Genomic DNA, 18,635 nt, shown 5'->3' with positions numbered 1-18,635 from the left:
GGTCACCCTATCCGGCCGGCCGTGCGGGCCGGGCGTTACCGCACTGTTGCCAATGCCCCAACACTCAGGCAACGTGGCGTCAAGGACTCGTTGCACGAGCGTCCGGAGGCGCCGATGTCCCAAGTCTTCTCCCAAGAGACCCACCGGAACATGCTGTCCCGCATCCCGCAGTGCACCGGCCGCGAGATCTCCGACTGGCTGCGCACCGTGGACGAAGGCCCCGCTCTCCTGCGCTTCGAGGAGAAGGTGAGCTGGCTGCGCGGAGCCCACAACCTCGCCTACGGGCACGCAAAGGCGATCATCCACGAGCACGATCTGCGGCGCGCGGCGCGCCACCGCTAGGCCCGGCCGACGTGGCGTTCGGGACCACGATGCGAAGACGTTGAGGACACCCCAGGAGGGGCGGAACCACTACGGCACAGCGCAGGCCACCCCGGCACAGCGCAGGGCCCCGGGAGGTGAACAACACCTTCCGGGGCCCTTTTCGCGTATCCGAGTGCTGTGCGCGCTCTTCCTGGCCGGCGGCCGGCCCGGCGCGCCCGGTGGGGTGCGCCGGACGACGGCCGGTCGTCAGTTGTCGCCCTGGAGAATGGCCACCAGGCGCAGGAACTCCAGGTAGATCCACACCAGGGTCAGCGTCAGCCCGAAGGCCGACAGCCACGCCTCCTCCTTGGGGGCGCCGTAGGCGATGCCGTCCTCGACCTGCTTGAAGTCCAGCGCGAGGAACAGCGCACCCAGCACGACGCCGATGACGCCGAAGAGGATGCCCAGGCCGCCGCTGCGGAAGCCGAGGCCGTCACCGCCGCCGAAGACGGCGAACAGCAGGTTGACCGCCATCAGCAGGACGAAGCCGATGGCCGCGGCCATCACGAAGCGGTAGAACCGCTGGGTGACGCGGATGATGCGGGTCTTGTAGAGCACCAGCACGGCGGTGAAGACCGCCATCGTCCCCAGCACGGCCTGCATGGCGGCGCCGTTGACCCACTGGTTGACGTAGTTGCTCAGCGCACCGAGGAAGAGACCTTCGAAGGCGGCGTACGCGAGGATCAGCGCGGGCGACGGCTTGCGCTTGAACGACTGCACGAACCCCAGCACCATCGCCACCAGGCCCGCGCCGACGGCGAGGCCGAGCGACAGTCCGGTGATCCAGGACACCGCGGCGGCGACGACGACGAGGCCGAGGGTCATACCCGTACGGGCGACCACGTCGTCCATCGTCATCCGTCCGGCGGACGGCGGGGCCGCCGGCGGCGCGTACGGCTGACCGGGTGCCTGCGGCTGCGGGGCGGCATAGGGGTTGGCCTGCTGGGCGTACGGATTCGTCGCGTAGGGGTTCCCGGCCTGCGGCGGCTGCTGCTGTGCGTTGAAGCCGGCGTAGCCGCCTGCGCGGCTGAAACCCCGTCGCGAGAAGACCGGGTTACTGCTCCTCATCTCACTCCTCCATGGCCACACGGCGCGGCCTCGCAGTCCAGCGTAATGCGTTAGTAAAAACAGCACGCTAGTGCAGAGTCAACAACGAAGAAAAGACGCCGATTGTTCCCTGTGCCACACAGGTGCCGCCGCCTCACCCGGCCGGGTCAGGACCGCAGCAGCAGGACGACGCCCGCGAGCACGGCACCGAGGAGCAGGGCGCCGGCGCCGTGCGCGAGCCGGTGCGGTCGCGGCAGCGGGAGCAGCGAGTCGGCCGCGAGCCGGCCGGGGCCGGTGAGGGTGAGCGCCATCGCGGCCACCACCAGCAGGAGTTCGTATTCGATGCCGGCGGGCGCGAAGAAGCCGCCGCCCCATTTGACGGCGAGCGCGTTGAGCATGGTGCCGAACACCGCGGCGCCCGCGAGCGGGGCGAGCAGGCCGAGGGCGAGACCGAGTCCGCCCAGCGTCTCGGTGAGCCCGGCGACGACGGCCATGGCCTTCGGGGAGGGGTAGCCGGCCTGGCCGAAGAACTGGGCGGTCCCGTCGATGCCACCGCCGCCGAAGGCGCCGAACAGTTTCTGGGAGCCGTGCGCCGCGACGGTCAGCCCGACCGCGAGGCGCAGCACGAGCAGTCCGACGTCGAGTCCCCGCTGTTCGGCGGGGCCCGCGTCGGCGTGGGCGGCCGGGGTGGGCGCGGTCTCGGTGAGGTGGGGGGACGGCATGGGGCCAGGCCTCCTGCTGCTGGGCGCGCGGACCGGGCGCGCGACGGTCGGTCGAGTTGTTCAAATTCGAATTGCGGGCCACCGACCGTAACAACTGAGTTCGAATTTGAACAACCTCTAGGATGGCCACATGGCGAAGACCCGGTGGCTCGACGAGCGAGAGATGGCGGCATGGCACGGCTTCCTTGAGGCGACCAGCCGGGTCTCGCGCCGCGTGGAGCAGCAGCTGAAGGAGGAAGCGGGGCTCTCCCATCCCCAGTACGAGATCCTCGTCCGGCTCGCGGAGGCACCCGGCGGCCGGATCCGTATGACGGAGCTGGCCGAGGGGCTGTTCACCTCGAAGAGCAATCTGACGTACCAGGTCGGCCAGCTGGAGAAGCAGGGACTGGTGCGGCGCCGCTCCTGCCCCACCGATGTGCGCGGCGTCCTCGCCGTCCTCACCGACGAGGGACGCGACACCCTGCGGGCCGCGGCTCCCGGCCACGTCACGGCCGTCCGCGCGGCACTGATCGACGCACTGGAGGACGAGGAGATCGACGTCCTCGCCCGCGCGCTGGGCCGGGTCGGCGCACAACTGCGCCCGGCACGCCGGCCCGACGGCGGCCCCGACGGCGGCAGCACCCCGGACAGCGGCACCCGGGGAAGCAGCGGCCCGGACGACGACAGGCCCGGCTCCTCCTCCTGACCGCAGCCGCGCCGGGGAGCGGGGCGGGACGGGACGGGGCGCGGGGTACGTCAGTCCGGCAGCGCGGCGTCGAGGGCGGCGCGCACCGTGCGGCGGGCGGTGCAGACGGGCACGGTCCCCAACAGCACGTGGTAGGCCAGCCCCTCCGCCTGGGCCACCAGAGTGACGGCCAGGGCCTCCGGTTCGCCGCCGTCGCGCAGCACCCCCGCCCTCAGCAGGCAGTCCGCCAGCCGGGTGCGCAGCTCGGCGTAGAGGCCGCGGACCCGTCCGGCGACGGCGTCGTCGGCGAGCGCACCGGCGTTGAAGGCGTGACGCACCCTCATGTGCGCCCGGGACGCGGCGTCGTGGGGGATCAGCTCGTCCAGCACCACGGCCAGCACCTCTCTCGGCGGCGCGTCCTCGGGGTCGGCGCCCAGACGGGAGCGGATGCGCTCCTCGCTGCGCCGGTTGCCCCGGTCGAACGCCGCCTCGATCAACTGCCGCTTCGCCGGAAAGTAGTGCTGGACCCGCCCGGGTGAGACACCCGCCTGTGCGGCGACCTCGGTCAGCGAGACGCCGGGCAGCCCGTGCTCGGCGACGACGGCGAGGACCGCGTCGGCGATCTCCGCGCGCCTGCGGTCGTGGTGCAGACCGGGCCCGCGACCGCGGGTGCGTGCGCTCGGCGGCATGCGCTTCTCCTTCTCCCCGGACCGGGCAGCCCTCGTCCGGCGCCCCCCGTCTCCGTATCCCAATGTTGCCACATTGAAAAACCCTCCAGGACGGCTTTACGGTGTGACCACATCGGAAAAGCCTGTCCGTGCGGGCCGGCGGGAGGGAAGGCCATGGCATCCAGGGCAGGAGCCGTGCTCGCACTGGTCTGCACGGCGCAGTTCATGGTCGTGCTGGACGTGTCCGTGCTGAACGTCGCGCTGCCCGCCGTCCGGGACGCGCTCGGTTTCGCACCGGGCGGCGAAGGTCTCTCCTGGGTCGTCACCGCCTACACACTCGCCTTCGCCGGCCTGCTGCTGCCCGGTGGACGGCTGGCCGATCTGTGCGGCCACCGGTTCGCCTTCACGGGCGGCCTGACGCTCTTCACGGCCGCCTGCCTGGCCGGCGGGCTCGCCACCACCCCCGGGTTCCTCATCGCCGCCCGGGCCGCCCAGGGAGTGGGCGCCGCCGTGCTGGCGCCCGCCACACTGACCGTGCTGACCACCGCCTTCCCGGAGGGACCGCGCCGCATCCGGGCACTGGCCGTCTGGACGGCCGTCTCCTCGGTCGGCGGCGCCGCCGGCAATCTGCTGGGCGGTCTGCTCACCGAAACGCTCTCCTGGCGCGCCGTCCTGCTCGTCAACGTCCCCGTGGGATGCGCCGCACTGCTGCCGGCCCTGCGCCTGCTGCCCGGGCCGCGTACCGCACCGGCCGCACCGGGGGGCGCGGGCATCACCGATGCCGCGAGCCGCACAGACGACGGGAGCGACAGGGACGACGGCGGTCGCGGGACCGGTGCGGCCGTCCCAGCCGGCGCCCGGCCCCGGCTGGACGTACCCGGCGCTCTCACCGTCACCGTGGCCATGGCGGCCCTCACCTACGGGGCCGGCCGCACCGGGGAGGGGTCCTGGCGGGATCCGGTCACTCTGTCCGCATTGGCGGCCGGGGCCCTGGCGCTGGGACTGTTCGCCCTGATCGAGGCCCGGTGGGCGCCCGCGCCGCTGATCCCGCCACGGCTGCTGCGGCGGCGTACGGTCGCCGTCGGCAACACGGTGGTGCTGCTGGCGGGGGCCTGCCTCCAGATCCCCGTCTGGTACTTCCTGACGTTCTTCATGCAGGACGCGCTCGGCTACTCGGCACTGCGCACCGGGCTCGGCTTCCTGCCCCACACCCTGGTGGGCGCCGCGGCGGGCGTCTGGGTGACGCCCCGTCTGATGCGCCGTTTCGCACACCGCACGCTCATCCTGTGGGGCGCTGCGCTGTGCGGGGCCGGATTCCTGTGGCAGAGCACCGTGACGGCCGGCGACGGCTACCTGGGCGGTGTACTCGGACCGGCCGTGGTCTTCTCCCTGGGCGGCGCCATATTCGTCACCCCGGCGACGGCCGTGGTGACCTCCGGGGTCGCCGCCGAGGACGCCGGTGCCGTCTCCGGACTGCTGAACACGGCCAAGCAGTTCGGAGGGGCGCTCGGGCTGGCCGCGCTGTCCGCGGTCGCGGGGCCGGAGGGGGACGCCTACGGACGGGTGTTCGCCGCCATGACGCTCACCCTCGCCGTCATCGCCGTCCTGGCCCTCGTCCTGCCCCGCCCCCGGCAGCCGCGTGCTCCGGCTGCCGGGGCGGTGTCCCGTTAGCGGGACGTGCGCAGCACACCGGCGAGGCGCCGCAGCCCCTCCCGGATCTCCTCGGGTGTGTGCGTGGTGAAGGACATCCGCAGCGTCGCCGGGTCGGGCGTCCCGGCGAAGAACGGCGCACCCGGCACGTACGCCACGTCCCTGGCGACGGCCTCCCGCAGCAGCGCGGTCGCGTCGTGCCCCTCCGGCAGCCGCGCCCAGACGAACATGCCGCCCTCCGGACGGTTCCAGGTGCTGCCGTCGGGCAGCGCGGCGGCCAGCCCGTCGACGAGGGCGTCACGGCGCGCCCGGTAGGCGTCGCGGACCCGCGCCAGATGGGCGTCCAGGTCGCTGTCCGCCAGATAGCGGGCGGCGGCGGCCTGGTCGACGGTCGAGCAGTGCAGGTCGAGGGACTGTTTGGCGATGACGCAGGCGCGGCGCAGCGCTGCGGGCGCCCGCAGCCAGCCGAGCCGCATCCCCGGGGCCATCACCTTGGAGAAGCTGCCCAGCAGTACCGTGCGGTCGGCCGCCTGCGGCAGCGAGGAAAGCCACGGCTGGTGCTCCCCCTCGAAGCGCAGTTCGCCGTACGGGTCGTCCTCCAGCACCCACAGGCCGTGCCGTGCCGCCACCTCGGCGACCGCCTGCCGGCGGGCGAGCGGCAGCGTGCGGCCGGTCGGGTTCTGGAAAGTGGGCACCAGGTAGAGCAGCTTGGGCCGCTCGCGCTCGACCACCTCGGCCAGCGCCTCCGGGTCGATCCCGTCCTCGTCCGAGGGGACGGGCACCACGCGGGCGCCGGCGAAACCGAAGCACTGGAGGGCCGCCAGATAGGTGGGGTTCTCCACCACCACCGTGTCGCCGGGTTCCAGCAGTGCGGTCGCCAGCAGGGTGAGGCCCTGCTGCGAGCCGGTGGTGACCAGCAGGGCGTCGGGACCAGTGGCCAGACCGCGCCCGGTCAGCCGCTCGGCGACGGCGTTCCGCAGGGCCGGATCGCCCTCGGTGGTCGAGTACTGGAGCACCCGGTGGGGCTCCTCGGCCAGCACCCGGTCGTAGGCGGCGCGTATGCCGTCGGCGTCGAACAGTTCCGGGGCCGGCAGACCGCCGGCGAAGGAGATCACCTCGGGGCGTTCGGTGAGCGCCAGGATCTCCCGTACGGGCGAGGCGCCGACGGAGGCGGCGCGGGCGGCGAGCGGGGGTGCGGGGGCTGCGGCCGGGGCGGGACCCATGAGCGTGCTGGGAGTCATTGGCGCAGCTTAGAGACGTGGGAGGGGCCGCACCCAGTGATATCCGGTATGTGGGCAGGGGCCCCGTGGCGCCCGCTCCGCCGCCCCCGCTCCTGTGCCCGCCCGGGGTGTGCGGCGCAGCGGTCACAGGGCATGGCCGCCGGCCACCTGGACGACCTGCCCGGTGATCCAGCGGGCCTGGTCGGAGGCGAAGAAGACCACCGCGTCGGCGATGTCCTCGGGCAGCCCCACCCGGCGCAGCGGGATGCGGGGCACCACCTCCTCGACCAGTTCCCGCGGCATCCAGCCGGTCTGCACGGGTCCCGGCGCCACGGCGTTGACCCGGATGCCGTGCGGCCCCAGATCGAGCGCCGCCGCCCGGGTGACGGCCTCCAGGGCCGCCTTCGAGGTGCCGTAGGCGGTCTGCCCGGGGAAGGCGCGGGCGGCGTCCGTGGAGATGTTGACGACGGCGGCGGGCCGCCCGCACCGGGCCAGTGCGGCGGTCAGCAGGGCGGGCGCGAAGGTGTTCACCCGGTAGCTGCGCTCCAGCCCGTCCAGCGTCAGGTCTCCGAAGCCGTCCGGGAGTTCGCAGTGCGCGGCGTTGTTCACGAGCACGTCGACGGGACCGACACGTGCACCGGCCGCCGCCAGCAGCGTCCGGACCGCGTCCCGGTCCGCGAGATCCGCCGGGATCAGGACGGCGTCCGGCGCCCCCTCCTCCCGCAGCTCCCCGACGAGCGCCTCGGCCTGCTCGCGGCCCGGCGAGGTGTGGGCGTACGACACCCCCGGCGGGCTCGCCGCGCCCGGGTGCCAGTGCACCGCCATACGCGCCCCCAGCCGGGCGAAAGCGCGGGCCGTCGCCTCCCCGATGCCGCCCACGGCGCCGGTCACCAGCACGGTGCGTCCACGGAGTCCCGGGTCGATCATGCGGTCACCCTGGCACCGGGCACGGAGGCCCTCAAGCGGATTCCGGGCCGGTGCGCGGGCGGGCCCGGAGCCCGTCGCGGGGCCGGTGCGCGGGGGCGGGTGCGGGCCTGTCCGCGTCCGGTCGCGTCAGCCGTGACGGTCGGGCCGGCGAATCGCCGGTTGGGATCACGCCGAACGGGTACCTGCGGGCCGATATTGGGCCTGGAGCGATTCGCGAGCCCGCGAGCCCATGACCAGCGAGCCGGCGAGAAGGCGAGAGAAGGAGGCCCGGAGATGACGGCGGAGATGTCCGAAGGGGAGATGGAGGTATCCGTGGAGCTCAGCGACTGTGCCTGCGAGGACGCCGAGGCGGTCTTCGGGGTGCTGAGCGGGATGTACCCCTCGGACTGGGGTGAGCTGCGCCCCGAAGGCCGCAAGGCGAACGTCTGGATGTCGCGGTTCGACGTCTCCGGCGACGGCGGCCGGCCGCAGTCGGTGCCGCTCGGTTCGCGGGTGACGGCCGAGTTGCAGGGATCGCCCTACGCGGTCGAGCGCCTGCACCGCGCACTGCTGGACGCCTTCGGCGTGGTGGAGGTGCTGGAGGTGGCCGGCGACCAGGAGAAGCAGCTGCGGCTCCGGCTGGAGACCCACGCCGGCTGAACGCGAGCCCCGCCCGGCGTGGCCGGCCGCCCCGCGGTACCCCGGGGCCCCGGGCTGTCCGGGCTGCCCGCCCTTCGGTGCCGTCAGCGGGGTCGTGCCGTCAACGCTGTCGTGCCGTCAGCGCTGCCCGGTCTTGCAGGCTTTCGGGCTTTCGGCTTCCGTGTTTCCGCGCTCCGGTGCCGGGTGACACGGCACAGCCCGGCGCCGGGCCGCCCGGCGAAGCCGCAGCGTACTGACCGGGGCCGGGGGCCGGCAGGGGCGCCCGGCGGGTCGGGCCGCACCCGTGCCGGCCGGGGTACGGAAACCGGGGCGGCGGCGTGCGGCGCGGCTCCGCAGCGGCTCCGGGTGGGGGCGGGGCGGCGCGTGGGGGCGGGCGCTGCCCGGAGGTGCGCCGTCCGTTTCGCGCCAAAGATGACCGTGCCACCGGGGAGGGTGACCCCATGGTCCGGTTGTCACTCAAAAGACTGTCGGACGCCGCCGGCGCCGCGTACGCCGTGCGGGACGGCGACGACTTCGGCGGCGTGCGCGGTGGATGCGCGCGGGCGGCGCGCGTGCCGCCGCAGGGGCCGGGGAGGGCGCCGTGCCGGGGAGGTGCGGCAGCCGTCCCAAGTCGGTTGGTGCCCGGAGCCGGACTCGAACCGGCACGGCCCTCAAGGCCAACGAGGTTTAAGCTCGTCGTGTCTGCATTCCACCATCCGGGCACCGGTCTCCGGGACCGCTTCGTGCACCGCCGGGCGCACCCGGCCCTCCCCAGGACGCGGGATGAGCCTATCCAGGGTCATCCCCCGAACAGCGGATCGACAGACCGATGTTGTCTTATTTTATTGGCAACTGACGGGGCATCAGCGTCACATGCGCCACTTCGCAGCGCTCTGACCCGTGGCCTGTGCGCGCCAGAAATGACGGAAACTCGACGTTCGACCGTTCGGTCACCAGCGCTCCAATCCGATGGCATATGCCACTGGCCTGAGCCGAGGGCCTGGTGAGCGCCCCCGCAGCCGACCGGCCCGCACTCCGCGAGGACACCCCCCCGGCACGCGATGCGCACCCCCTCCCGGCGGCCCGCGCGCACCCCTCCCGGCGGCCCCACCCGGCACCAGGCGCGCACCCCGGCCGGGCCCCGTACAAGCACCCTCGCACCCGTGGCCGCTCCTCGTCCCTCTCAGGGTCCGCCCTCATACCCAAGGATGACAACGCCGCCGCGAGCTACCTCCCAGGACTGCCCCGGAAACCGGAGCGGGGGCTGATCCGGTGACGCGGAGCGCACGGAACGATGGAGGTCAGTCGGAAGTTCCGACTTTCCGATTTCTTCCTCCGTCCACGTCCCGACAGGAGCACCGCGCCGTGACGACCAGCACCCGTCCGCACCACTCCGCGGGTGGCCCGCACTACGGAGCCCCCGCAGCCCACTCCAGCACCGGCGTCGCCGCGGCACGGGCCACGGACCTGTGCAAGGTCTACGGCCAGGGCGAGACCCAGGTGATCGCCCTCGACCATGTGTCGGTCGACTTCCGGCAGGCCGAGTTCACCGCCATCATGGGCCCCTCCGGGTCCGGCAAGTCCACCCTGATGCACTGCATGGCCGGCCTCGACTCGATCACCAGCGGCAGCGCCCGCATCGGCGACACCGAGCTGAACGGCCTCAAGGACAAGAAGCTGACCCGGCTGCGCCGCGACCGCATCGGCTTCATCTTCCAGGCGTTCAACCTGCTGCCGACGCTCACCGCGCTGGAGAACATCACGCTGCCCATGGACATCGCCGGCCGCAAGCCCGACAAGGCGTGGCTGGACCGGGTCATCCAGACCGTGGGCCTGGCCGACCGGCTCAAGCACCGGCCCAACCAGCTCTCGGGCGGCCAGCAGCAGCGCGTGGCGGTGGCCCGCGCGCTGGCCTCCAAGCCGGAGATCATCTTCGGTGACGAGCCGACCGGCAACCTCGACTCCCGGGCCGGCGCCGAGGTCCTGGGGTTCCTGCGCAACTCCGTCCGCGAGCTGGGGCAGACCGTCGTCATGGTCACCCACGACCCGGTGGCCGCCGCCTACGCGGACCGCGTCGTCTTCCTCGCCGACGGCCGCATCGTCGACGACATGACCGCTCCCACGGCCGAGAGCGTGCTGGAGCGGATGAAGTCCTTCGACGCCCGCGCCCGCCGGAGCTGACCGGGCTTTCCGGCACCGCGCCCCCTTCCAGGACCCACGCAGAAGGACCACCAGGACTTCCCCATGCTCCGTACCGCCTTGCGCAACGTGCTCGCGCACAAGGCCCGGCTGCTGATGACCATGCTCGCCGTACTGCTCGGCGTGGCGTTCGTCTCCGGCACCCTGGTCTTCACCTCGACCATCTCCGAGGCATTCCACAAGAGTTCCGAAAAGGGCTACTCCGACGTCGACGTCTCCATCCGCCAGGACAGCGGGGACGCACCGGAGGGCCGTGACACCGTCTCCCCGCTGAGCCAGCGCACCCTCGACGGGGCAGCCCGGCTGCCGGGCACCGAGTCGGCCACCGGTGTCGTCTCCGGTTTCGCCGCGCTGTCCGACAAGGACGGCAAGCTGGTCGGCGAGGGCTTCTCCTCCCAGGGCGCCAACTACTACGCGGGCGGCAACGGCAAGGGCACCGACGCGCGTTACCCGATGAAGGAGGGTGTGGCGCCCCGCGAGCGCGGCGAGATCGCGCTGGACGCCAAGACCGCCGAGCGCACCGGCTACAAGGTCGGTGACACCGCGCGGATGTCGGTCAACGGCCCCGTGCGCGAGGAGAAGATCACCGGCATCTTCCGCACCGACGACGGCAACGTGGCGGCCGGCGGCACCCTGGTGCTGTTCGACAACGCCACCGCCCAGCGGCTGTTCGCCAAGCCCGGCGAGTACACCGAGATCCAGCTGAAGGCCGAGCCCGGCGTCTCCCAGGCGGCGCTCAAGGAGCGGGCGGAGAAGATCCTGCCCGAGGGCGCCGAGGCCGTCACCGGCAAGCAGCTCGCCGACGACGAGTCGCGGATGATCGAGGACAGCATGTCCGGCATGAAGACCAGCCTGCTGGCCTTCGCGGGGATCGCCCTGTTCGTCGGCATCTTCATCATCGCCAACACCTTCACCATGCTGGTGGCCCAGCGCACCAAGGAGCTGGCACTGCTGCGCGCGGTGGGCGCCGGCCGCCGCCAGGTGACCCGCTCGGTGCTGATCGAGGCGCTGGTCGTGGGTGCCGTCGCGGGCCTGGCCGGGATGGCCGCGGGCGTCGGTATCGCCGCCGGGCTGCGAACCCTCGTCGGCAGCATGGGGAGCATGCCCGACGGGCCGCTGGTCATCGAGCCGAGCAGCGTCGTGATCTCCCTCCTGGTGGGTGTCGTCATCACCGTCCTGGCGGCCTGGCTGCCGGCCCGCCGTGCCGCCAAGATCCCGCCGGTGGCGGCCATGGGCGCCCTCCACGCCCCCGCCTCGACGCGTTCCCTGGTGGTGCGCAACACCATCGGTGCGCTGCTGTCCGCCGCGGGCGTCGTGCTGGTGCTGATGGGCACGAAGATGGACGGCGACTCCGGCAAGGCCCCGATGGGGCTGGGTGCCGCGCTGCTGCTGGTCGGTGTGTTCGTGCTGACGCCGCTGCTGTCCCGTCCGCTGATCGCGGCGGCTGCCCCGGTGCTGCGGCTGTTCAACGTGAGCGGCAAGCTGGCCCGCCAGAACGCGGTGCGCAACCCGCGCAGGACCGCGGCCACCGCCTCCGCGCTGATGGTCGGGCTGACGCTGATCACGGGTCTGACGGTGATCGCCAGCGGTGTGCAGAAGGGCATCGACAAGATGGCCTCCGCCTCGATCAAGGCCGACTACACCATCTCGATGGCCAACTACACCCCGCTCTCCCCCGCCGTGGAGAAGAAGCTGGCCCAGTCGGACCAGGTCACCGCGACCTCCCCGCTGCGCAACGCGGCGGCCGAGGTGGACGGCGACACCGAGTACCTCACCGGCGTCAACGGCGCCAGCATCGGCAAGCTCACCGCGCTGGAGTTCACCGCGGGCGGCTGGCAGGGCCTGGACGACGGCAAGCGGATCGTGGTGGACGACTCCACCGCGAAGGCGAAGGGCTGGAAGCTCGGCTCCTCCGTGCAGGTCGCCTACGACGACGGTGCCAAGGAGCGGCTGACGGTCGGCGGCCTCTACAAGGGCAACGAGATGATCAAGGGCATCCTCGTCGACAACAAGGCCGTCACGCCGCACATGGACAAGGTCGCGGACATGCAGGTCCTCGCCAAGACCAAGGACGGCGCCGGCGCAGAGGTCAAGGACGCCCTGACGAAGCAGCTCGGTGACAACCCGGCCATCCTCGTCCAGGACAAGAAGGACATCTCCGAGGGCGTCTCGCAGATGATCAGCATCCTGCTGAACATGCTGTACGGGCTGCTCGCGATGGCCGTCATCGTCGCCGTCCTCGGCGTCATCAACACCCTCGCGATGTCGGTCTTCGAGCGCGGCCAGGAGATCGGCATGCTGCGCGCCATCGGGCTCGACCGGCGCGGCGTCAAGCGGATGGTGCGGCTGGAGTCGCTGGTCATCTCGCTCTTCGGCGGGGTGCTGGGCATCGGCCTGGGCATCTTCTTCGGCTGGGCCGCCGGTGAGCTGATCGCCGGGTCCGGGCTGGACACCTACACCCTGGTGCTGCCGTGGGGCCGACTGGGCGTCTTCCTCGCACTGGCCGCCCTGGTGGGTGTGCTCGCCGCGCTGTGGCCGGCGCGGCGTGCGGCCCGGCTCAACATGCTGGCCGCCATCAAGACGGAGTGAGCCGTCCCCGGGGGCCGCTGCCCGCGCCCCCGTGAAACCCCCGTCGCACAGGCGCCGGGCGGGCCCTTCCCGGCCCGCCCGGCGCTTTTGCGTGGATGCTGCCCGGCGCTCCCCCTGCACGGCCGGACCGCCCGGCCCTAGGGCGTGCCGTCCTGCCCGGGGGCCGCTGTGTCCTCACCGTCCCCGCCGTTCTCGCCGACCCCGCCGTCCTCGTGCTGCGGCGAGGCCGTCGCGTCCGCGGTCCAGGTGCGGGTGCGCAACGGGAGGCCCGAGGCGCCGGACTCCGGCGTCCTGACGGCCAGCACCTGGTTGACGCCGATGCGGTTGTGCTCGAACGCGAGGGCGGAGGCGGCCATGTACAGCCGCCACACGCGGGCCCGTCCCGGGGTGGTCAGCCGGGCCGCACGGCCGAAGTCCGCCTCCAGATTGCGGACCCAGGCGCGCAGCGTCAGGGCGTAGTGCTCGCGCAGGGACTCCACGTCCCGCACCTCGAACCCGGCCCGCTCCAGCAGGCCGACGGTACGGCCGACCGGCGCCAGCTCCCCGTCGGGGAAGACGTAGGCGTCGATGAACTCGTCCACGGTGTAGGCCGCTTCGTCGGCCAGCGGGCGGCGGGCGATCTGGTGGTTGAGCAGACGCCCGCCGGGCTTGAGGAGGGCGTACAGGTCGTCGGCGTACTCGCGGTACCGGGCCGCGCCCACGTGTTCGGCCATGCCCACCGACGAGATCGCGTCGTAGGGACCGTCGTCGATCTCGCGGTAGTCCTGGACGCGGATCTCCACCCGGTCCGACAGCCCCTCCTCGGCGATGCGCTTGCGGCCGTAGACGGCCTGTTCGCGGGAGAGGGTGACGGCGACGGCCCGCACCCCGTACTCGCGGGCGGCGTGCAGTACGAGGGAACCCCAGCCGCCGCCGACGTCCAGCAGCCGCTGCCCCTCGCGGAGGGCGAGCTTGCGGCAGATCAGGTCGATCTTGTCGCGCTGGGCCTCCTCCAGGGTGCCGCCGGGCTGCCAGTAGGCGCAGGAGTAGACCATGCTGGGGCCGAGCACCAGTTCGTAGAAGTCGTTGCCGACGTCGTAGTGGTGGCTGATGGCCTTGCGGTCCCGGCCCAGCGTGTGGCGCAGCCCGGTGCGGCGCCGGGCCTCCTCGGCGGGCGGCGGGGGCGGCAGCGACGGCCCGGCCAGCGCGAGCAGTTCGCCCGCGGCGGCGCGGACGGCCGGATCACGGGCGAGGGACAGCGCGCTGCGCAGCCGGCCGGCGCCGCGCACGGGCGTGCCGCCCGGCTGCTGCCGACCAGGGGTCTCGTCCCGCTCCCAGATCAGTCCCGCGAGCACGTCGAGCGCCGCGTACAGATCCCCTTCGACGTCGATGTCCCCGGCGACCCAGGCCCGGGCCAGGCCCAGCTCGCCCGGCCGCCACAGCACCCGGCGCAGCGCCCTGCGGTTGCGGATGACCAGCACGGGAGCGCCGGGCGGCCCCGCCTCGCTGTGGTCCCACGCCCGCACCCGGACCGGGAGCGGGGCTCCCAGCACCTGCTGTGCGAGCGCGACGATCCGTTGGGCGGCACCGGCCATTGAGCACACCTCCGTGACAGGAAGGGGTGGATTCCCGTTACACGTAACACGATCGGGGGGTGTTGTATGCCCACTGTGCACGTAAATCCGGCCGTTGTCGTAAGGGCGGCGCCGTCCCGGCGCGGCGGGACGGCACGGGAGACGGCACCACGGGACGGCACCACGGGACGCACCACGGGACGGCACCAGCGGACGCACCACGGGACGGCGGACGGCACCGTGCGGCGGCGCCGGCTGGACGCCGCGGGGTAGCCCTGCAGCAAGGCAGCCCGCAGCGAAAGACGGCAACACCCGCACGCCGGACCCGCCGGGCGGCCCCTCCCCCTGCGCGGGCATGCCGAAGGGGCGTGAGCCCCACGGATGGCTCACGCCCCTTCGGCGTTCTCGGCTGTGTGTCCCGGCCGGGTCAGGAGGAGGCGGTCGCCTTCTCCCCCTTGCCGTCCACCGGGCTGTCCGCCCGGCTGTCGGCGGTGGCCTTCGAGGTGTCGGCGGACGCCTCGGACTTGGCGAGGGCCGCGGCCGTCACCGGTGCCGCCGCCTCGTAGAACTCGCCGCGCGGGTGCTCCATGGCGCCCAGCGAGACGACCTCGCGCTTGAGGAACATGCCCAGCGTCCAGTCGGCGAAGACCCGGATCTTGCGGTTCCAGGTCGGCACCGCCAGGCCGTGGTAGGCACGGTGGAAGTACCAGGCCAGCCGGCCGCGCAGCTTGATCTTCGTCTTGCCGAAGACGATCATCGCGACGCCCTTGTGCAGGCCCAGGCCCGCGACGGCGCCCTTGTTGTGGTGCTTGTACTTGCCCTGCGGGAAGCCGCGCATCCCGGAGATGACGTTGTCGCCGAGCACCTTCGCCTGGCGCAGCGCGTGCTGCGCGTTGGGCGGGCAGAACGCGTTCTCCTTGTCGGAGGCCAGGTCCGGGACCTGCGCGTTGTCACCGGCGGCCCAGGCGTAGTCCAGGCCCTTGACCTGCATGGTGGCGTCCACGTCCACGTGGCCCTTGGGACCGAGCGGCAGGCCGAAGCGGGAGAGCACCGGGTTGGGCTTGACGCCCGCGGTCCACACGATGGTGCTGGAGTCGACCTCCAGCCCGTTCTTGAGCACCACGTGGCCGTCCACGCAGGAGTCCATGGAGGTCTTGAGGTACACCTCGATGCCGCGCTTCTTGAGGTGTTCGAGGCCCCACTCGCCCAGCTTCGGGCCCACCTCGGGCAGGATGCCGGGGGCCGCGTCGACGAGGATGAAGCGCATGTCCTCGCGCTTCACGTTCGGGTAGTACTTGGCGGCGTCGCGCGCCATGTCCTCGACCTCGCCGATGGTCTCGGCGCCGGCGAAACCGCCGCCGATGAAGACGAAGGTGAGGGCCTTGCGGCGGGCCTCCTCGTCACGCGTGGAGTCGGCCTTGTCGAGCTGCTCGAGAACGTGGTTGCGCAGCCCGATGGCCTCCTCGACGCCCTTCATGCCGATGCCGTTCTCGGCCAGGCCGGGCACGGGGAAGGTGCGGGAGACGGCGCCCATGGCGACGACCAGGTAGTCGAAGGGCAGCTCGTAGGCGTCACCGACCAGCGGCGTGACGGAGGCGACCTTCCGGTCCTGGTCGATGGAGGTGACGCGACCGGTCAGGACCTCGGCCTTGGGAAGCACGCGTCGCAGGGGGACCACGACGTGGCGGGGGGAGATGCTGCCGGCTGCGGCTTCGGGAAGGAAGGGCTGGTACGTCATGTACGAGCGCGGGTCGACGACCGTGACGGTCGCCTCGCCGTAGCGCATCTTCTTCAGGATGCGCCGCGCTGTGTACAGACCGACGTACCCGCCACCCACTACGAGGATTCGGGGACGCTCCGTGGTGCTCATGAAATCGAGTATCCACCCAACGGCACGGGGCACTTCGTGAGGGTCTTCACAAGGATGCCCCCGCCCTCTGCTACACTTCGCCGCCCCGTGACCGAGCCCACAGGCCGGTTCCGGAACCACTCGCCCCGCCCGGCCGTTGACGCACCTTTTGAGCTGCACGGATCGACGGGAGCGGAAGTGGACCACGCATCGGCGCGGCTTCCCGTGAGCCGCCCCGCACTCGAACACCACCCGCACATTGCCGGGCCGTACCCCCCGGAACCCTTCGTTCCGGGGTGAAAACATGGCCTCACCGGGCACTTTTCCATGTGAAACATTTCACGAAAGTTCTCCGGCGACGGCTGCGCGGGACCCCGGGGAACAGCTTCCATCCCTATCAGGGGAGAACATCCCCGCTCAAGTGAGAGCGGCAGAGAACAGCGAGAACACCGTGACCGTGCGGGAAGCCCGCGCGCACCTCGCCGATCACATCAACCGGGCTGAAGAAGGCGTCCCGACTGTCATCACGCGTAACGGCGCCCCGGTGGCGGCCGTGGTCCCGATCTCTGACTTCGAAGCGCTGGAGGAAGCCGCCGACGTGATGCTGGCGCGCGAGGCCGAAGCCGTACTGGCCGAGGGCGGCACCACCGTGACGATGGCGGAACTGCTGGCGGATCTGTTCACCGAGCAGGACGACGAGGCGGCGTGAAGTACGCCTTCCGGTTCACCGCGGCGGCACAGCGCCGGCTTCGGGCGATCAGCCGGACCGACGCCATGCGCATCCTGACCGCGCTGACCGCACTTGGTGACGCCCCCTGCCGCCAGGATGCCGACGTCGAAAAGCTCACCGGACCCTCGGACCTCTACCGGCTCCGCGTCGGGAGCTACCGGGTCGCCTACCAGATCAACGATGGCGAACTCGTCGTCCTCGTGGTCAAGGTGGGCGACCGGCGGGACGTCCACCGCAACCTGTGACGCCCCGCCCGGGGACCGCGCACGTGCCTCTCCGTCAGGACGAGGCGCAGGCGAACGCGATCCCGTCGAGGATGTCGTGCTCGCTGACGACGACCTCCTCCACGGCGAGCCGTTCCATGATCGTCAGGAGGACCAGGGCGCCCGCGGTGATGACGTCCACGCGGCCCGGGTGCATCACCGGGATCGCGGCGCGTTCGTCGTGAGTGGCCGCCAGCAGGCGGGAGGTGATCTCGCGGACCCGGTCCAGCGACAGGCGGCTGTGGTGGATGCGGGACGGGTCGTAGGTGTCCAGCTCCAGTGCGACGCCGCCCAGCGTGGTGACCGTTCCGGCCAGGCCGACCAGGGTGCGGGTGCGCTCCAGCGGCACCACGCCGGCCACGTCGTCCAGCGCCGCGGACACATCGGCGCGTATGGCCGCCACCTGCTCGGGCGTCGGGGTCTCGGTCAGGCTGCCGTCGGGGCGGGCCAGATGGCGCTCGGTCAGCCGCACGCAGCCGATGTCCACGCTGCGGGCCGCCTCGGCCCGCTCGGTGCCCAGGACGAACTCGGTGGAGCCGCCGCCGATGTCCACCACCAGGTACGGCGGGGCGAAGGTGCCCGGCGCCAGCTCCTTGGTGGCGCCGGTGAAGGAGAACGCGGCCTCCTGGTCACCGGTGACGACCTCGGGTTCGACACCGAGGATGTCCACCACGCCGCGGACGAACTCGTCGCGGTTCTCGGCGTCCCGGGAGGCGGACGTCGCCACGAACCGGGTCCGCTCCGGCGGCACCCCGAAGGAGGCGACGACCTCCGCGTACCGGCGGCAGGCCGCGAACGTCCGCTCCAGCGCCTCGGGCGCCAGCCGCCCGGTGCGGTCCACGCCCTGGCCCAGCCGGACGATCTCCATGCGCCGGTCCAGTTCGGTGAAGGCCCCCGTCTCCGGGTCCAGCTCCGCCACCAGCAGACGGATCGAGTTGGTGCCGCAGTCGACGGCGGCGACCCGCTGCATCGTCATGCCTCATCGCCTTCCGGGGAGTCGGACGTTACCGGCACCGTCACGCACCGGCCCTTGCGCCACCACTCGGGCAGCATCGCCAGGGCCTCGTCGCCCAGCGGGTTGACGCCGGGGCCGGCCACCAGCGAGTGCGCCACCAGTACGTGCAGGCACTTGACCCGGTCGGGCATGCCGCCGGCGCTGGGGAAGCCCACCAGCTCCTCGATGGCGTCGCGGCGCGCGAGGTAGTCCTCGTGCGCGGCGCGGTAGGCGTCGGCCAGTTCGGCGTCCTCGCGCAGCCGGGCCGTCATCTCCTTCATCACACCGTCGGCCTCCAGCGTGCCGATGGCGGAGGCGGCCCGGGGGCAGGTCAGGTAGTACGTGGTGGGGAACGGGGAGCCGTCCTCCAGGCGGGGTGCGGTCTCCACCACGTCGGGCAGCCCGCAGGGGCAGCGGTGGGCGATGGCGCGCAGTCCGCGCGGCGGGCGGCCGAGCTGTTCGACGAAGGCGGCCACGTCCGCGTCGGTCGGCGGCGTCGGCTCGGTTCGGGGCGGTGGGGTGTCCATGGGTGTGGGTGCTCGTCGCTTCGTTCGCAGTTGACGGGTGGCGGGTGCGGGC

17 protein-coding genes and 1 tRNA gene are annotated in these 18,635 nt (G+C 72.4%); 8 read left to right on the top strand and 10 right to left on the bottom strand.

Annotated features, from left to right (window positions below; all coding sequences use genetic code 11):
* The first annotated feature begins 114 nt into the window (after positions 1–114).
* Positions 115–342, top strand: a complete 228-nt coding sequence (locus tag IO40_RS0114235; protein WP_016472691.1) for a DUF4287 domain-containing protein — start codon at positions 115–117, stop codon at positions 340–342.
* A gap of 228 nt (positions 343–570) precedes the next feature.
* Here the strand turns inward: IO40_RS0114235 and IO40_RS0114230 are convergent, their stop codons facing one another.
* Both IO40_RS0114230 and IO40_RS0114225 read right to left on the bottom strand, forming a co-directional pair.
* Complete coding sequence (locus IO40_RS0114230) at positions 571–1,431, bottom strand: Bax inhibitor-1/YccA family protein (RefSeq protein ID WP_016472690.1); 861 nt, start codon at positions 1,429–1,431, stop codon at positions 571–573.
* 146 nt (positions 1,432–1,577) lie between these two features.
* Positions 1,578–2,132 (bottom strand): DoxX family protein, encoded by a 555-nt coding sequence (locus IO40_RS0114225; protein ID WP_030406405.1) that lies wholly within the window; start codon positions 2,130–2,132, stop codon positions 1,578–1,580.
* Positions 2,133–2,262: 130 nt separating this feature from the next.
* Between IO40_RS0114225 and IO40_RS0114220 the strand changes: the two genes are divergently transcribed.
* Positions 2,263–2,817, top strand: a complete 555-nt coding sequence (locus IO40_RS0114220; RefSeq protein WP_031175513.1) for a MarR family winged helix-turn-helix transcriptional regulator — start codon at positions 2,263–2,265, stop codon at positions 2,815–2,817.
* A gap of 50 nt (positions 2,818–2,867) precedes the next feature.
* Here the strand turns inward: IO40_RS0114220 and IO40_RS0114215 are convergent, their stop codons facing one another.
* A complete protein-coding gene (locus tag IO40_RS0114215; RefSeq protein ID WP_041968981.1) occupies positions 2,868–3,485 on the bottom strand; it encodes a TetR/AcrR family transcriptional regulator in 618 nt (205 codons plus the stop codon).
* A 153-nt stretch (positions 3,486–3,638) separates the two neighbouring features.
* On the opposite strand from IO40_RS0114215, the gene IO40_RS0114210 reads away from it, so the two are divergent.
* Positions 3,639–5,135 carry an MFS transporter gene (locus IO40_RS0114210; protein ID WP_030406408.1) on the top strand — a complete coding sequence of 499 codons (1,497 nt, stop codon included), beginning with the start codon at positions 3,639–3,641 and terminating at the stop codon, positions 5,133–5,135.
* On the opposite strand, the gene IO40_RS0114205 is transcribed toward IO40_RS0114210, so the two are convergent.
* Positions 5,132–6,355, bottom strand: coding sequence for an aminotransferase-like domain-containing protein (locus IO40_RS0114205; protein ID WP_106963895.1), 1,224 nt, complete (start codon positions 6,353–6,355; stop codon positions 5,132–5,134). The two genes, IO40_RS0114210 and IO40_RS0114205, sit on opposite strands and share 4 nt — an antisense overlap.
* 123 nt (positions 6,356–6,478) lie before the next feature.
* On the bottom strand, positions 6,479–7,261 hold the full coding sequence (locus IO40_RS0114200) for an SDR family NAD(P)-dependent oxidoreductase (protein ID WP_031175511.1): 783 nt from the start codon (positions 7,259–7,261) through the stop codon (positions 6,479–6,481).
* A gap of 273 nt (positions 7,262–7,534) precedes the next feature.
* Here IO40_RS0114200 and IO40_RS0114195 point away from each other — a divergent pair, with 273 nt between their 5' ends.
* Entirely contained in the window at positions 7,535–7,900 is a 366-nt protein-coding gene (locus tag IO40_RS0114195) for a hypothetical protein (RefSeq protein WP_031175510.1), read from the top strand.
* Positions 7,901–8,515: 615 nt separating this feature from the next.
* On the opposite strand, the gene IO40_RS0114190 is transcribed toward IO40_RS0114195, so the two are convergent.
* Positions 8,516–8,601 (bottom strand) — tRNA-Leu (locus IO40_RS0114190).
* A 643-nt stretch (positions 8,602–9,244) separates the two neighbouring features.
* Between IO40_RS0114190 and IO40_RS0114185 the strand changes: the two genes are divergently transcribed.
* Together IO40_RS0114185 and IO40_RS0114180 are read left to right on the top strand one after the other, a co-directional pair.
* Positions 9,245–10,060 carry an ABC transporter ATP-binding protein gene (locus tag IO40_RS0114185; RefSeq protein ID WP_016472681.1) on the top strand — a complete coding sequence of 272 codons (816 nt, stop codon included), beginning with the start codon at positions 9,245–9,247 and terminating at the stop codon, positions 10,058–10,060.
* A gap of 63 nt (positions 10,061–10,123) precedes the next feature.
* On the top strand, positions 10,124–12,667 hold the full coding sequence (locus IO40_RS0114180; protein ID WP_016472680.1) for an ABC transporter permease: 2,544 nt from the start codon (positions 10,124–10,126) through the stop codon (positions 12,665–12,667).
* A 137-nt stretch (positions 12,668–12,804) separates the two neighbouring features.
* Here IO40_RS0114180 and IO40_RS0114175 read toward each other — a convergent pair whose 3' ends face one another.
* Both IO40_RS0114175 and IO40_RS0114170 read right to left on the bottom strand, forming a co-directional pair.
* A complete protein-coding gene (locus tag IO40_RS0114175) occupies positions 12,805–14,241 on the bottom strand; it encodes an SAM-dependent methyltransferase (RefSeq protein WP_016472679.1) in 1,437 nt (478 codons plus the stop codon).
* 406 nt (positions 14,242–14,647) lie between these two features.
* The gene (locus tag IO40_RS0114170) at positions 14,648–16,090 is read right to left on the bottom strand and encodes an NAD(P)/FAD-dependent oxidoreductase (RefSeq protein ID WP_016472678.1); all 1,443 of its coding nucleotides are present in this window, start codon (positions 16,088–16,090) and stop codon (positions 14,648–14,650) included.
* Positions 16,091–16,490: 400 nt separating this feature from the next.
* Between IO40_RS0114170 and IO40_RS0114165 the strand changes: the two genes are divergently transcribed.
* Together IO40_RS0114165 and IO40_RS0114160 are read left to right on the top strand one after the other, a co-directional pair.
* The gene (locus IO40_RS0114165) at positions 16,491–16,778 is read left to right on the top strand and encodes a type II toxin-antitoxin system Phd/YefM family antitoxin (protein WP_031175509.1); all 288 of its coding nucleotides are present in this window, start codon (positions 16,491–16,493) and stop codon (positions 16,776–16,778) included.
* Positions 16,775–17,044 carry a type II toxin-antitoxin system RelE family toxin gene (locus IO40_RS0114160; RefSeq protein ID WP_031175508.1) on the top strand — a complete coding sequence of 90 codons (270 nt, stop codon included), beginning with the start codon at positions 16,775–16,777 and terminating at the stop codon, positions 17,042–17,044. Before IO40_RS0114165 ends, IO40_RS0114160 begins: the two co-directional genes overlap by 4 nt.
* 34 nt (positions 17,045–17,078) lie before the next feature.
* On the opposite strand, the gene IO40_RS0114155 is transcribed toward IO40_RS0114160, so the two are convergent.
* Both IO40_RS0114155 and IO40_RS0114150 read right to left on the bottom strand, forming a co-directional pair.
* The gene (locus IO40_RS0114155) at positions 17,079–18,032 is read right to left on the bottom strand and encodes a Ppx/GppA phosphatase family protein (RefSeq protein ID WP_030406414.1); all 954 of its coding nucleotides are present in this window, start codon (positions 18,030–18,032) and stop codon (positions 17,079–17,081) included.
* 2 nt (positions 18,033–18,034) lie between these two features.
* Entirely contained in the window at positions 18,035–18,583 is a 549-nt protein-coding gene (locus tag IO40_RS0114150; RefSeq protein ID WP_016472674.1) for a DUF501 domain-containing protein, read from the bottom strand.
* Positions 18,584–18,635: the final 52 nt, after the last annotated feature.

It is taken from the genome of Streptomyces albus subsp. albus (assembly GCF_000725885.1).
Classification (GTDB): domain Bacteria; phylum Actinomycetota; class Actinomycetes; order Streptomycetales; family Streptomycetaceae; genus Streptomyces; species Streptomyces albus.
The sequence above is the reverse complement of the archived record's forward strand: the minus strand, read 5'-3'. Positions and strand labels throughout refer to the sequence as shown.

Excerpts from the sequence above, each read along its gene's own strand:
- IO40_RS0114235 (WP_016472691.1), top strand. The coding sequence starts at position 115 with ATGTCCCAAGTCTTCTCCCAAGAGACCCACCGGAACATGCTGTCCCGC.
- IO40_RS0114230 (WP_016472690.1), bottom strand. The coding sequence starts at position 1,431 with ATGAGGAGCAGTAACCCGGTCTTCTCGCGACGGGGTTTCAGCCGCGCA.
- IO40_RS0114225 (WP_030406405.1), bottom strand. The coding sequence starts at position 2,132 with ATGCCGTCCCCCCACCTCACCGAGACCGCGCCCACCCCGGCCGCCCAC.
- IO40_RS0114220 (WP_031175513.1), top strand. The coding sequence starts at position 2,263 with ATGGCGAAGACCCGGTGGCTCGACGAGCGAGAGATGGCGGCATGGCAC.
- IO40_RS0114215 (WP_041968981.1), bottom strand. The coding sequence starts at position 3,485 with ATGCCGCCGAGCGCACGCACCCGCGGTCGCGGGCCCGGTCTGCACCAC.
- IO40_RS0114210 (WP_030406408.1), top strand. The coding sequence starts at position 3,639 with ATGGCATCCAGGGCAGGAGCCGTGCTCGCACTGGTCTGCACGGCGCAG.
- IO40_RS0114205 (WP_106963895.1), bottom strand. The coding sequence starts at position 6,355 with ATGACTCCCAGCACGCTCATGGGTCCCGCCCCGGCCGCAGCCCCCGCA.
- IO40_RS0114200 (WP_031175511.1), bottom strand. The coding sequence starts at position 7,261 with ATGATCGACCCGGGACTCCGTGGACGCACCGTGCTGGTGACCGGCGCC.
- IO40_RS0114195 (WP_031175510.1), top strand. The coding sequence starts at position 7,535 with ATGACGGCGGAGATGTCCGAAGGGGAGATGGAGGTATCCGTGGAGCTC.
- IO40_RS0114180 (WP_016472680.1), top strand. The coding sequence starts at position 10,124 with ATGCTCCGTACCGCCTTGCGCAACGTGCTCGCGCACAAGGCCCGGCTG.
- IO40_RS0114175 (WP_016472679.1), bottom strand. The coding sequence starts at position 14,241 with ATGGCCGGTGCCGCCCAACGGATCGTCGCGCTCGCACAGCAGGTGCTG.
- IO40_RS0114170 (WP_016472678.1), bottom strand. The coding sequence starts at position 16,090 with ATGAGCACCACGGAGCGTCCCCGAATCCTCGTAGTGGGTGGCGGGTAC.
- IO40_RS0114155 (WP_030406414.1), bottom strand. The coding sequence starts at position 18,032 with ATGCAGCGGGTCGCCGCCGTCGACTGCGGCACCAACTCGATCCGTCTG.
- IO40_RS0114150 (WP_016472674.1), bottom strand. The coding sequence starts at position 18,583 with ATGGACACCCCACCGCCCCGAACCGAGCCGACGCCGCCGACCGACGCG.